Below are 13188 nucleotides of genomic sequence, written 5' to 3' on the forward strand. Positions count from 1 at the left end.
GGTTAGATCTACTGCTGATACCTCAGCCTGCTAAACTGCATAGGAGCGGGCTTGAGACCGTGCCAAAAACTTTTATGAGAGGCATTACTATACTGTATGCATAGTACTACTGTCAATAGTACACACCATTTCGTTAAGAAATAAAGCGCAATCTTGCAGAAGAGTCACGCGCGAAGAGAGGAATAGATGTCATTGGATGTGCTCTCAACCTGGGAAATGAGCAATGCAAAATCACTCCCTGGCTGAAGCATGAACGTAAATGAAGAGCGATAGAAGTGAGCAACTGGACTTTTTAACTAGCCAGAATGTACTAAAAGAATGGCAGCATACTACGGCATGCCATACTATTTACGATAGTAGATAGACAAAACAAGAACAGGTGAAATCGCCATAGTCGAGCATATGCAAATATCTGACCAATTCTGTTCTACAGCAGAAAGAGAGTATGTCAGGAAGAACTTACTCTTTGCGACACAATGAAAACAATGACAGCCAATCAGCTTTGGAAGGAAAAGACATATATGAAGCAAGAGAGTACATTCCCTCATAAGCGCTCAGGCTTTACCCGCCGGGAGTTCCTACTGTTTGGAAGCCTGGGCGTTGGCCTGGGCGTTGGCGCTGGAGTGGTAACGTTCAATGGCCCTGCACTTTGGCAACAGATGGCAGGGGCAATGGGGATGGCCGGTGTGCAACCATCCTTTCCGCGCACAGCAAGTACAGGAAAGACGCGAACCTATACACTTGAAGCGGCACCTGCACGTGTCATGATTGATGGGAAAGAGGTTTCCACCTGGGCCTATAATGGAATGCTGCCAGGCCCGGAGATTCATGCCAGCGAAGGAGATCGGTTACGCGTCATCGTCAAAAACCGTCTTCCAGAAGGCACGACTATTCACTGGCATGGCGTGCCGCTGGTCAATCCAATGGATGGGGTTCCTGATGTGACACAACCTGCCATCAAACCTGGACAGGATTTTACCTACGACTTCCTCGTTCCCGCTGCAGGGACCTACATGTATCATTCCCATGTTGGCTTTCAACCAGACCGCGCCCTCTATGGCCCGCTGATCGTGGATGCCGCGAAGGAATCGATGACCTACGATCATGATTTCTTGATGGTCTTCGACGACTGGCTAGACGGCGTATCTGATGGTCCCGGGACACCTGAGCAGGCGATGAAACAATTAATTGCCGGAGGAGACAATATGGGGAGCATGGGCAATATGGGAGGGATGAATCAGCAAGTGCCGCCAGATCTCATCTATCCGTTTTATCTCATCAATGGGAAGAGTAGCGCACACCCTCTGGAACTGAAGGTGAGCCGAGGGCAGAAGGCGCGTATCAGGCTCATCAATGCTTCTGCTTCCACGATCTATCGCGTCGCCTTGCAAGGCCATCGGATGACAGTGACCCACACAGATGGCAACCCCGTTGAGCCTGTCGAAGTTGATGCGATTCGCATCGGAATGGGAGAGCGCTACGATGTCTTGATTTCGGCAAACAATCCCGGAGTCTGGCAGTTTGCCGCTCAGGTAGAGGGGGCAAAGCCAATGGTTCGCGCTCTCTTGCGCTACCAGGGAAGTACCAGTTCCGCACCATCGGCGAACTTTATCCCACAAGAAATGACGCGGCAACTCTTAACCTATCCAATGTTGAAAGCCGCTCCTGGTATTTTTACCCCTCCCGACCAGAATCCAGATCAGATACTTCCTATTGAACTGAGCGGTGGCATGGGACGGTACACCTGGAAGATGAACAACGAAGTTTTCGAGAAGGCTCAGCAGATCGCTGTCAGTCAGAATCGTCTGATTCGTTTCCAGTTCAAGAATAAGAGTATGATGCCTCATCCGATGCATCTGCATGGACATTTCTTTCAAGTGGATAACGGCACTGGACGCGGACCACTAAAAGATACGGTGCTGGTCGATGCTATGCAAAATCTTACCATCAACTGGGTTGCCGATAACCCCGGTGCCTGGGCTTTCCATTGTCACATGCGTTACCATGAAATGGCTGGCATGATGCGCGTAGTAAAGGTCAGCTAACGGGTGATATCTCCTCTTTTCATCGCGGCCCCACACTCAGAACAAGTGTGGGACCAACCGCTTATCGTTCGATGGGTTCGATATGGCGAACCCATCGACACCGATGCGATTATGGTTGAGTGTAGCACGAGAGTTGCGGAAGAGAACCACGAAACCGGGGCAGGCTCACCTACCCAACGGTATTTCTTGTCCGGCTGAGGCTTCAAGCCGCTCGCGCATCTGTTCAAAGGTCGCGGTATCGATCTCGCCACGCGCATAGCGTTGGCGGAGAGTCTCTAGCACAGAGGGGCTGTTTGCTGGTGTTGCAGGCCCTTGTAGCCTCGAATCGCTTGCCTTTTTCTCAAACCCACGGATAATCGTCCAGACGAGAACCACCAGCAAAGCGATCCAGAGTACCATGCCAAATCCCATCATCAACCACCCCCAGCCAAAACCGTATCCCCACATCATAGATCTACCCTCACTTTCTTTCTGGCTCACGCATGAACCAGAAAACTGAATAAATCATGAGTACACGTTTTTGTGACATGCACAACGTTGAACTGAAGCTACATCCTTATCCAAATAAGACGATGAGTGTTTCGTTGTGCTCTTTCTATCCCCCAGTTTGCAACTTGTTTCTGAAGCTTCCTTGAGGGAGAACTGAGGCTACGCTGAGGATATGAGTGATAGGGAAACCGACTCAGGAATCTTCAACTACTGTTCAGTGTGGCATCAACAAACCAGGCTCTACCATAAAACCGAAGGAAGACGAGTTTTCACAGCGGATGAGATAGGCGCTTCTGCCAGTCAATCTCATCGTTCAAGATGGGTGTTCATGATATATCTGTGTTTTCTTCCGGGGAAGCAGCTTGTTGCGGGTGTGCTCTGACCAGAGGAGCCTTGCCAGCAGATGTTTTCGGAATGGAGGCGACATATTGCACCTCCACACGTGGAGCAATGGCTCCTTGCTCCTGTAGTGCTTGTCGCACGGCATCTGCAAGCCCATCAGCATCAACGGTACTACGCACACCACTCAGTCTCACCTGTAAGCTCACGTTTTCTTGGAGCACTTGCCAGCCGCTCACTGGAAGCGTATCCATAATGCGGCTAAAGACCAGTGGATGAACGTTCACAACCCCACCTTCTGCATGTTGGAAGGTCAGTGCTTCCTCTACACGTCCCCCGATAGCATCGATGAGTCTAAAGGGTCGCCCACAGGAGCAGACACTGGTCGAGAGACGATGTCACTTAATTCGTAGCGAATCAGTGGCTGCGTACGGCTTCCTAGCACCGTGATGAGGAGCTTGTCCCCGTAGACCCCAGGGGGAACAGGACGATTGCCGCTATCAACAACCTCAAAGATCACAAGATCTTCAGAAAGATGCATCCCCTGATGTTGGTCGCACTCGGCGGCAAGACTCCCACATTCAGTGGCCGCATACTGATTAAAGATCCGCTCTCCCCATGCTTGCTCCATCCGTCGGCGTGTCTCCTCGGTGAGCACCTCAGAACTGGGAAATACAACGCGTGGGGTGATCCGAAGATGCCCGCTAAGCTGCTCATCAGCCAGGACCCGCGCCATCGAAGCATAGGCAATGAGCATCTCTGGTTGCCAGGCATTATAGAGTCCCTGATGGAAGCGCTGATAGAAAGGCGAATGTGCGTAGGCATACGCACGTAACAGCCGTAACGCATGTGTCTGGTAGTCTTCAAGAAGTTTTCGATTCCAGTTCTCTCGCAGCCGGAAAGATCGGAGTTGCGACAGCAGTTGTAACATCATTGTGATATCCATATTCTTCTCCTACAGTGCTGGGAGTTCAGCCTCGTTTCTCTTCTTGTATTGTACTCGTTTCTCTTCTTGTATTGTATAAGAATGTCGCTCCCAGGTTTCTCTTCAAAGAGTTTAGCGCACCCAACTGAAGGCAGGCTGATGAACTACTGACAGGTGGCTGAAGAGTCGAGCTGGGGACGCGGAAGTGCTTGTTGGAAGGAGATAAATCATCCAGGTGTAATGATGTATATTGTGAGCGTGAGCCAGCCTGTGTGGCCTTACTGAAGCGGTCAGAATGTCTCCTACCAGCAGACCTCTTGACCGCTTCGTCGTTTTCAATCCCATCATCATCGCATCGTTCGCCAGATTGCATATCTCTATAGAGAGTGTGTACATATAAGAAATGATGCATTCACCTCAAGAGAAGGGATGTATGAGTAGCAAAGGCAACCCATAGCTGCGGGAAAAGACCGCTTAGCAGTACTCCACTGGCGAGAAGGAACAGCGCAACACGTAGAAGAAAAGGTTCGCGCTGAAGCCCCTGTTCTTTTGAGGAACGTAGATACAGGGGGACCAGTACACGGATGTAATAATAGAGAGAGAGTCCGATGTTGAGCAACATGACAACTGCCAACCAGGTCCAGCCCATGTCAAGTGTTGCGCTAAAGAGCATGACCTTGCCCACAAAACTGCCAAATGGTGGAAAGCCAGCCAGCGCGAGAATACAGACTGCTAACACTGTGGCAGAGAAGGGAAGGCGGCGGCCCAGTCCAGCGAATTTCACGAGGCTATCCGATTGCACTTGTCGCTCCATCGCGTCTACCGCTAAGAATGCCCCCAGGTTCATAAACAGGTAGACAGCGAGATAGATGAGCATGCCAGGGATGGCAAATGGACTGTTCTGTGCTGCTGCCACTCCAACAAGCACATAGCCAACTTGTCCAATCGAGGAATACGCGAGCAAGCGTTTCACGCTGGTCTGACGAAGCGCAAAGATGTTTCCCACCGTCATCGTTACAGCGGCAAGCACCGCAAACAGTTCAGGCCAGTAACCCAGACCATGTGGAAAGGCCACAAACAACGTCCGCAACAAGACGGCCACTCCTGCGGCTTTCGGACCAACCGAGAGAAAGCCTGCAATAGGCGTTGAAGCTCCTTGATACGCATCTGGTGCCCATGTGTGAAACGGTACGAGCGTCACTTCAAAGCCATACCCAACCAGAACAAGACAAAAGGCCGCAATAACGGTCACGACAGGCATGCTCGGAAGTGTTCTTGCCAGTTGTAGGAGATCCAACGTGCCTGTCAATCCGAAGAGCAGTGCCATCCCATAGACCATCACTGCTCCTACTGCCGCCGAGAAGAGAAACATTTTCAGAGCCGCTTCAGTTGCCAGGCGGCTTTCTTTGGCAATCCCAATTAAAATATACGAACCAACCGTGACCAGTTGGATGAAGAGCGCAATCAACGCCAGATTTTGACTTGCCGTCAGGCACATGATCCCTAAACAGGTCAGCAACAACAGTGCTGGTACTTCGCCCTCATGTGGCCTCCCTCTAAAATGGCTCTCCGTTGCCAGCAGGACAAAGGCTGTGGTCACAACGGCAAAGAGCTTGAAGTAGACAGCGAATGGATCTACGGCGTAGGTGCCCAGAAAGATCGGTTGCATCCGAAACGAGAGCATAAAGCTACTTTCAACAGCAACCACACCAAGCCCGATCAGCGCAAATGTCGTCGTCAGATATTTGCGTGCTGGTGGTAAAAATGGACCCAGCGGCAACAGCAGCAGCACCAGCACACCAAGTGTCATTTCTGGGACAATGGCCCATAGCTCCATCCCTCCTTGCATTCCGCCCATATCCTATCTCCCTCCTACCAAGAGACCGAGCGGGCCAACACTCAGCGCGGTGGTCAGAATACTGACCAGAGGGCCAGGGAGAATTCCCAACAGGACGATCAGGGCCAGCAGCGGAAGCAGGGTCGCTACCTCGCCCGGTTTAAGACGTGGCAGCGCTATCCATGCAGCAGGTAGTTTGCCAAACAGCACGCGTTGCAGCGTCCACAGGAACATTGCCGTTGTAATCAGGATGCCGAAAAGCATGCCGAACGCCGCCCAGCGATAGATCCCCAGTGTTCCCAGGACGATTTGTACCTCGGCTGCAAAGTGCGCTAGAGCGGGCAGACCAAGCGAAGCAAACAGAGCAAAGGCGAAGATCGAACCGTAGAGGGGAAGTGCTGCCCAGATACCGGATAGGCGTGCAAATTCGCGGGTTCCCGTTCGATCAGCAAGCATCCCCACCAGGAAGAAGAGCGCACCCGTCACAAGACCATGTGCGACGAGTTGGTACGCCGCTCCACTTGCAGCAGCCGCACGATCAGCCGGGTTCGCGCTCAGCGCGGCGGCGGCAACTCCCAACAGGACATAGCCCATATGGTTAATGCTGCTAAAGGCGATCAGCCGTTTCAGGTCTGTCTGGGCCATCGCCACCGCCGCCCCATAGATCGCCGAGATCACTGCAATGGCTGCAATCGGTGCCGACCATGCGCTCAATGCTTGTGGGACGGTTGGCAGGGCGAGTCGGAGCAGGCCATAGCCTCCCAACTTCAGCAGCAATGCCGCCAGAATCACGCTCCCTTCCGTTGGAGCTTCGGTATGTGCATCGGGCAACCAGGAATGCAGCGGAACAATGGGCAACTTAATCCCAAAGCCGATCAGAAAACCCAGCGAGACGAGAAATGCCACACCGCTCGTTCCTTTCAGCGGTTGAGCCGCAATGATGGTCGGTAAATCGAACGTGTGCGGATTCGTCGTCAGATACAGGCCCAGGATGGAGAGCAGAACGGCGAGGCTACCAACTCGCGTATAGAGAAAAAATTTCATGGCCGCTTGCACTCGTTTGCCCTCATGTCCCCAGATGCCGATAATAAAATACATGGGCACCAGCGCAATTTCAAAGAAGACGTAGAAGAGCAGGAGGTCAAGCGTACTGAAGAAACCAATGAGTCCCGTCTCCATGACCAGATACAGGGCGAAGTATTCTCGTGAAGCTGTTTCTCGTTTCCACACATACAGGATGACTAAAAAGGTCAGGAGGGCACTCAAGAGCAGCAAGGGCAGAGAAAGGCCATCGACGGCGAGGTGATAGCTTGAGCCGAGGGTCGGAATCCAGGGAACACGTTCCTCAAATTGCAAGCTTCCCCGTTGCCAGTTAAAAAGCGCCGCCAGGACAACCCCCAATCCCAGCACGAGAGCCGCAGTGCTGATGGCAATCCAACGCTGGACCTGCCTGTTCCTGGTTGTGTAGAGCAAGGCCGCTCCGAGCAGTGGCAGAAAGGTAATGAGTGTGAGCATAGCATTGTTCCTCCATTATCGTATAACTGTAGCAAGGACAGCGAGAACAAGCACTCCCACTCCCCAGCAAAAGACCAGGAGTAAATAATTTTCAATGCGCCCTGTCTGTATCCTTCGCACTCGTTGACTCAAGGTGAGTATGCGCTGCCCCAGGGTGTTCGCCGCCGCATCGAGACCTTGCAGGTCAAAGCGACCACTTGCCTGCACGAGCGTCATGATGGCCCTGGTCATGACACGTGCAAACGCATCGAAGACCTTGCGGTCGATTCCTGCACAGGCACGGGTGAGCGCCAGCAGCCCGGTGATGATCCCTGTATTGAAGGTATCAAAGAGCGCATGATCTATGTTCTCTAACCGTCTGGCTCCCTCCTGTCCAGCGTGTGCAATCAGGCGATAAAGAGCCTTGAAGCCGAACTCTGCTTGCAGGAGAGGTTGGAAACGTCGCAACCCCGGCCAGACAAACGCAAGAGGCCAGAGAGTGCGTCCCCCAAGCCCTAATATGACTCCGATGATGGTGATACTCAGGGTGAGGAGCGTCGCCGTTGGTACATCAGGAACCTGTCCACCGAGGAGAGATGCGAGCAGCGGCGTATCGATCATGAGGACCAGAGGGAGCAGTGCTGCCAGCACCAAAATGGGGATGAGCAGTCCTAGCTCTGTCTCATTGGCTCTTTGCGCTGTTGGCGATGGAGGGCCAAGAAAGACGAGGCTGAAGGCGCGCGTGCTATACAGAGCAGTTAGCAGGCTCGCAAGTAGGGAGGCGACGAACAGGAACAGGTTGGATTGCCAGGCAGCGGCCAGGACAGGATCTTTCGCCGGGAGAGCAAGCGCTACGGGCAACCCTGCCAGAGCAGCGGCAGCGAGCGCAAACGCGAGTGCGGTGAGTGGCATCTGTCTCCACAACCCTCCCATGTACTCAAAGGTGGTCTGCTCTTCCACAGCCTGGTCTACCGCACCAGCCGCCAGAAACAGGGTCGCTTTGTAGAAAGCCTGAGCAATGAGCAGAAGCAGTCCCGCCAGAAGACTGCCGCTGCCAAGTCCCACAAACATCAAACCGATCTGGCTCATCGTCGAATAGGCCAGCGTTCGTTTCAGGTCCATTTCCACTAATGCGACCGAGCCTCCTAGAAGAGACGTGAGCAGCCCTATCCAGGCTACAACCGCAAGGGACGGAGAAGCTGCGAGGAAGAGAGGGTAGAGACGGGCAACAAGAAAAACCCCGGCTGCAACCATCGTCGCGGAATGGAGGAGCGCCGAAACAGGGGTCGGACCGGCCATTGCATCGGGCAGCCATCGCTGAAAGGGGAACTGAGCAGATTTGCCTGCGGCCCCGGCAAACAGGAGCAAGGCAATAAAAAGTAATTGATTCGCCGCAATGTGCTTCTCATGGAGTGCCGCCAGGATGGTGTCAATTCGCCCGCTCCCGGTCGTGCCTATGAGGAACAAGATACCTGCAAGCAACAAAAGATCTGCCAGACGAGTGGTGAGCAATGCTTGCGTGGCAGCACGAGGAGGAGCCTCTCGTTCAAACCAGAAGCCAATGAGCAGATAGGAGCAGACGCCAACTAGCTCCCACCCGATAAAGAGAGTGATGAGGTTAGCGGCCAGTACAAGCGTGAGCATGGAACCTGCGAAAAGGCTCAACTCAGCAAAGAAACGGCCACGTCGTGGGTCTTGTGCCATGTAGCTTGCGGCATAGAGAAAGACGATGAAGCCAACGATAGCTACCAGCATAGCAATCGATGCGCTCAGGGGATCGAGCCAGAGGGCGAGGGTGAGAGGTCGTCCTCCAACCGTTAGCCAGGGCAGCGAAACAATGGCCCGCCTTCCGAGAACCACTGCATACAGGCTGAGACCAGAGACGACGGTTGCTCCTCCCATCGCTGTGATCGCAAGCCCTGTAGCCAGGCGACCAGAGCGGGCAAGGCCAAGCGTGAGCAGTCCGAAGACACTAAGAGGAAGGATGGGAGCCAACCAGAACAGCTCAAAACCATTCACTGTTTCAGCTCCTTTACCTCATCGACGTTGGCATTGCCCCGCTGCCGAAAGACCAGAAGCGTCAGGCCAAGCCCAGCGGCCATCTCAACGGCTGCAATGGTGACAATGATGATGACAAACACCTGGGCATCAAACTGGTCGGGACGCACAAAGCGCCAGAAAGCAACCAGCGTCAGGATGGCCGCATTCATAATGATTTCGACGCTCATCAAGACCATAAGAGCGCTCCGTTGCGAAAGCACCCCAACCACCCCGATCCCAAAAATGAGCGCACCTACAAGAAGATAAGGAAGCAGTCCCGGCCCGCCACTATTGCTCAACCAATTCATACTGGATCTCCTTTCTGCTTGTCTTTCTCGCCGGTTTCCTGAGACGGAACGAGGTCCATTCCGCAGCGCGGGCACATCCCCGGTTCTGATAGTTGGATATCAGCATGCATAGGACATGTAAAGAGCGATTGCTCTGGTTGACTGGCCTGTGATGGCCGCGCAGATGAATGCTCCCGCTTTGCAAGCACGACCGCGCCGACGATACCAGCCAGAATGAGCAATGCCGCCCCCTCAAAAGCGATCATGTAACGCGACAGCAAAAGTTGACCAACCATATGCGATGCATCTTGTGTAGGAACAGCATTCACGACAGGCCAGGGAGTGAGGATGAGCAGAGCGATGAGTAACAGGGCCGAGAGCGTGCCAATCCCAATGGCCCAGGGTAGTTGGGCCGTTGACATCGCCATATCAACCATCATGTCGTAGTTTTGTCGTGGTGTCATACCAGATCCGTGCATATGCTCCATCTCATGGCCTCCAGTGCGCATACCCGCCATGCTCATATCGTGCCGGCTGTTCTCCTTCGCGTCAGTTTCCTGAGTCATGGCAGGCATTTCATCGGCGTTATGCTCACTTTGCGCCATATCATCCTCATGTAATGCGTGGTCCATAGCCATCGCAGCATGCTTCTCAAGAGGTCCAGTCTGTTTCTGTGCGACCAACGTCATCCCGCACTTCGGACAGTTTCCCAGATGATCTTGTTGCACTTCGGGATGCATGGGGCAGCTATAGGCTGTATCCTGCTGATCTCTCTGCTTCGTACCATACTCGTCCTCTGTTTCAGTACGTGCAATTAAGCCCATCCCGCATTTAGGGCATTTCCCTGGCCCAGGCTGGCTTATTTCAGGGTGCATGGGGCAGGTCCAATCTCCACTCTGATCATGTTCTTGATGAGTCGTTTCCTCTTCTGGTGGGGGAGAAGCTGATGGCATATGCATAGAAAAAGCACCTGGACCCGGCATATGCATGTCTCGTTTCATGCTCCACATCATCTCGCCGCCAGGGTCCATCATGATCATGACCATGAACAGCACCATCACCAGCATCCCGCCCACATTCATCATGACTTGAATAGCTGCCAGGAGATCCGCGTCAAGGAGGATGAAGAGGCCAGCAAGCGCAACAAAACTCGCCATGAGTGCCAGTCCTGCTCGATACATGCTCATAGTGAGCAACATCCCTGCCGCTGTACCGATGGCAACAAGCGCAAGCAGGAGAAAAATGATCCATTCAATCATGCCGCTCATGCGTTACCTTCCTCCTGGAATAATTAGCGTGAGAATACCCACCAGTGTCACGTTGAGAAGGCTGGCTGGCAACAGAATTTTCCAGGAGAGGGTGAGCATCTGATCATGCCTGACCCTCGGAAAGAAACGTGCTAGCCAGAGAACCAATATACAGAGGACAAAGGTCTTGAGGAGAAACCAGACAGGCCCGGGAAGCAGCGGCCCCTGCCAGCCGCCGAAAAAGAGGACGACACCCATTGCCATCACCAGGAGAAAGACGGCACGAAGCGCGATTTTAAAGAGGAGCAGGCGTCCTCCCGAGTATTCGGAGAATGCTCCTCCTTCCAATTCACTTCCGGCAAGAGCGCTGTCGAAAGGATGCTGGAAGGAAACGAAAAGCGCAGCCAACAGGTAGATACACAATCCCAACGGTTGCCAGACGACGTACCAGAGTCCTGCTTGCGCTTCCACAATCCGCTGAGTCGAGAGCGATTGGGCTGCCATGACCGGGCCAATCGCGGCAAAACCGAGCGGAACTTCGTAACTGATCAAATAGGTTGCTGCCCGGAAGGTGGCAAACAGTCCTACCTTCGCGTTCTGGCTCCAACCGGCATTCATTACGGCAACCACCAGCGGGCTGAGCAGCACGATAAAATAAAAAAGGCCAATGGAGGGGTTAAACCCAATCACGCCTGGTCCCAATGGAACGACCAACGCGATGAGGGTAGCAACCGCAAACGCAATGAATGGTGCCGAGCGGAAGAGGAAGAAGTCCGCCCCTCGTGGGATCACATCCTCTTGCCGCAACAGGGCAAACAGGGTGGCAATTGGGAGGGTAAAAGCGACGACGATCTTGCGAGGACCAGGGGAGAGCAGATACTCCAGAACAGTCATGCAGTACACACCTACAAGCAAGATGAGCAAGACGAGAAGAGCAGTGAGTATGAGAGTCATCCATCTACCTCGGCCATTGCCAGATCAAGACTTGCCAGGATAACCTGGGCGTCGGCAAGTTTTTGACCAGCCAGCAATTCAGGAAGGAGCGCTACAAGTGGTGCAGATGGTCCTCGCCAAAGAATTTGAGTCGGTCCGTCATGCTCCTTCGCACCTTGATGGATCAGACGAACCGTGATAGATCCTCTTGGTCCGTCAACAACGCTGCTCGTTTCTCCGGGAGGAACCTCCCAAACAGCGGGGTGAACAGAGGTGTCCGTAGTGTGCAACGTGACCATTTCGGCTACCGAACGGAGGTCATGGAGGGCCATGCTCAGGCGAGCCACAAGCCTGCTGTGTACATCTCCTCCATCGTGTTCACTCGCCGAGAGGACAGGTCCGCTTATAACCCCACACTGCTTGAGTTGCTCCCCTGAAAGTCTTCCAATTCCACGAGTACGCAGCATCATCGCTCTGTTTCGTTCAACATACCGCAGAAGCGCATCAGTATCATCTGACACGCGCCTCAGTTCTGTTGCTCTCTGCTGGCTGTTAACCAGTGCTGTCGCCCCCCGTTGGGGAAGAAGCCACTTTTCAGGGGCTTCTCGCCAGAAAAGAGAGATGACTTCCATCACGTTGCGTGCAATCTGGGAGGAGCGGTGCTGCAACACCATCTCGCCGAGGATGCGTGCGAAACGAACAAGCCACCACAGAACGTTGTGGACACGTTCAAGCGCCAATGCCATCTCGCGGCTTTGCTCAATTTGTACGGATGCTTGCCATCCTTGCAGTTGCTCAAGAGCACGAACATAGACAAGTTGACCTGCAATTGGTGCAAGCGGGTCAAAATGACGGGCAAGGATGAGACCTTGCTGCCAGTCAACCAGTGTCATCGCCTGACCAATGTTCCGATGAGCATATCCGGTTTCCATCTGTACTGAACAGACTTGTTCTCCATCACAAACGAGGAAAAGACGCAATGGTCCTGCCGTAAACGGCTGAAGCGGACCCAGGCTCAAGACTGCCAGTTCTGTTGCCATTTCCTGATCTTGCTTTGCGGGAAGGGAAATCGTCACCTCTTCTTCGCCCGGGAAATCGTCAATATGGAGCGTTGACCATTGCTCACAATGAAGGACTGCTTCAAGCATCTGCTCGACGTGACCCGATGTGACCCGACATGCTCTTGGGAACACGTCATCCAAGCGAGCAACATTTATGCCTGGAAGCGAGGCAAGACCATCTTCAGGCTCGCTTATGATGAGAATACGGGATGGACGAGCAAGTGCCTTCGCCTCCCTGATGACTGCCGGGAGGAGCTTGTGACTGATTGGCTCGACAATGAGCAGCACATCAGCCTGACGCGGTGAAGCACTTTGTCGGAAGGTGGGATCGCGTCCCGCAAGATCTGCCAGCAGATGTGCGCCCCCAGCGCCGTCAATGCCGAGAACGTGATGGATGCGGGGGATGAAATGGGTCAGCCAGTGAGGATATCTTTGTCTGTTACCGCTCCCAATCAAAAGCACCCTTGGAATTCACCCAGAAAAATGTAGAT

11 protein-coding genes are annotated in these 13188 nt (G+C 53.5%); 1 reads left to right on the top strand and 10 read right to left on the bottom strand.

What is annotated here, in order from left to right; translation table 11 throughout:
- Window positions 1–521 precede the first annotated feature (521 nt).
- Complete coding sequence (locus tag K3T83_RS55550) at window positions 522–2045, top strand: multicopper oxidase family protein (RefSeq protein WP_220211718.1); 1524 nt, start codon at window positions 522–524, stop codon at window positions 2043–2045.
- Between the two features lie 165 nt (window positions 2046–2210).
- Here the strand turns inward: K3T83_RS55550 and K3T83_RS55555 are convergent, their stop codons facing one another.
- The 10 genes from K3T83_RS55555 to K3T83_RS55600 form a co-directional block, all read right to left on the bottom strand.
- On the bottom strand, window positions 2211–2495 hold the full coding sequence (locus K3T83_RS55555) for an SHOCT domain-containing protein (protein ID WP_220211719.1): 285 nt from the start codon (window positions 2493–2495) through the stop codon (window positions 2211–2213).
- Window positions 2496–2860: 365 nt separating this feature from the next.
- The gene (locus K3T83_RS55560; RefSeq protein WP_220211720.1) at window positions 2861–3160 is read right to left on the bottom strand and encodes a hypothetical protein; all 300 of its coding nucleotides are present in this window, start codon (window positions 3158–3160) and stop codon (window positions 2861–2863) included.
- A 38-nt stretch (window positions 3161–3198) separates the two neighbouring features.
- Window positions 3199–3819: a phenylacetate--CoA ligase family protein gene (locus K3T83_RS55565; protein ID WP_220211721.1), complete on the bottom strand. Its 621-nt coding sequence runs from the start codon at window positions 3817–3819 to the stop codon at window positions 3199–3201.
- A gap of 391 nt (window positions 3820–4210) precedes the next feature.
- Window positions 4211–5656, bottom strand: coding sequence for an NADH-quinone oxidoreductase subunit N (locus K3T83_RS55570; RefSeq protein ID WP_220211722.1), 1446 nt, complete (start codon window positions 5654–5656; stop codon window positions 4211–4213).
- Window positions 5657–5659: 3 nt separating this feature from the next.
- A complete protein-coding gene (locus K3T83_RS55575) occupies window positions 5660–7150 on the bottom strand; it encodes a complex I subunit 4 family protein (RefSeq protein WP_220211723.1) in 1491 nt (496 codons plus the stop codon).
- A gap of 15 nt (window positions 7151–7165) precedes the next feature.
- Complete coding sequence (locus tag K3T83_RS55580) at window positions 7166–9148, bottom strand: NADH-quinone oxidoreductase subunit 5 family protein (RefSeq protein WP_220211724.1); 1983 nt, start codon at window positions 9146–9148, stop codon at window positions 7166–7168.
- On the bottom strand, window positions 9145–9477 hold the full coding sequence (gene nuoK / locus K3T83_RS55585; protein ID WP_220211725.1) for an NADH-quinone oxidoreductase subunit NuoK: 333 nt from the start codon (window positions 9475–9477) through the stop codon (window positions 9145–9147). The genes K3T83_RS55580 and nuoK overlap by 4 nt, the downstream gene beginning before the upstream one ends.
- Window positions 9474–10724 (bottom strand): NADH-quinone oxidoreductase subunit J, encoded by a 1251-nt coding sequence (locus K3T83_RS55590; protein WP_220211726.1) that lies wholly within the window; start codon window positions 10722–10724, stop codon window positions 9474–9476. The genes nuoK and K3T83_RS55590 overlap by 4 nt, the downstream gene beginning before the upstream one ends.
- Window positions 10725–10727: 3 nt before the next feature.
- The gene (locus K3T83_RS55595; protein WP_220211727.1) at window positions 10728–11657 is read right to left on the bottom strand and encodes a complex I subunit 1/NuoH family protein; all 930 of its coding nucleotides are present in this window, start codon (window positions 11655–11657) and stop codon (window positions 10728–10730) included.
- Window positions 11654–13153, bottom strand: a complete 1500-nt coding sequence (locus tag K3T83_RS55600) for an NADH-quinone oxidoreductase subunit D-related protein (protein ID WP_220211728.1) — start codon at window positions 13151–13153, stop codon at window positions 11654–11656. Before K3T83_RS55600 ends, K3T83_RS55595 begins: the two co-directional genes overlap by 4 nt.
- Between the last annotated feature and the right edge of the window lie 35 nt (window positions 13154–13188).

The organism is Reticulibacter mediterranei (assembly GCF_016587455.1).

Excerpts from the sequence above, each read along its gene's own strand:
- K3T83_RS55550 (WP_220211718.1), top strand. The coding sequence starts at position 522 with ATGAAGCAAGAGAGTACATTCCCTCATAAGCGCTCAGGCTTTACCCGC.
- K3T83_RS55590 (WP_220211726.1), bottom strand. The coding sequence starts at position 10,724 with ATGAGCGGCATGATTGAATGGATCATTTTTCTCCTGCTTGCGCTTGTT.
- nuoK (WP_220211725.1), bottom strand. The coding sequence starts at position 9,477 with ATGAATTGGTTGAGCAATAGTGGCGGGCCGGGACTGCTTCCTTATCTT.
- K3T83_RS55575 (WP_220211723.1), bottom strand. The coding sequence starts at position 7,150 with ATGCTCACACTCATTACCTTTCTGCCACTGCTCGGAGCGGCCTTGCTC.
- K3T83_RS55570 (WP_220211722.1), bottom strand. The coding sequence starts at position 5,656 with ATGGGCGGAATGCAAGGAGGGATGGAGCTATGGGCCATTGTCCCAGAA.
- K3T83_RS55565 (WP_220211721.1), bottom strand. The coding sequence starts at position 3,819 with ATGGATATCACAATGATGTTACAACTGCTGTCGCAACTCCGATCTTTC.
- K3T83_RS55555 (WP_220211719.1), bottom strand. The coding sequence starts at position 2,495 with ATGATGTGGGGATACGGTTTTGGCTGGGGGTGGTTGATGATGGGATTT.
- K3T83_RS55595 (WP_220211727.1), bottom strand. The coding sequence starts at position 11,657 with ATGACTCTCATACTCACTGCTCTTCTCGTCTTGCTCATCTTGCTTGTA.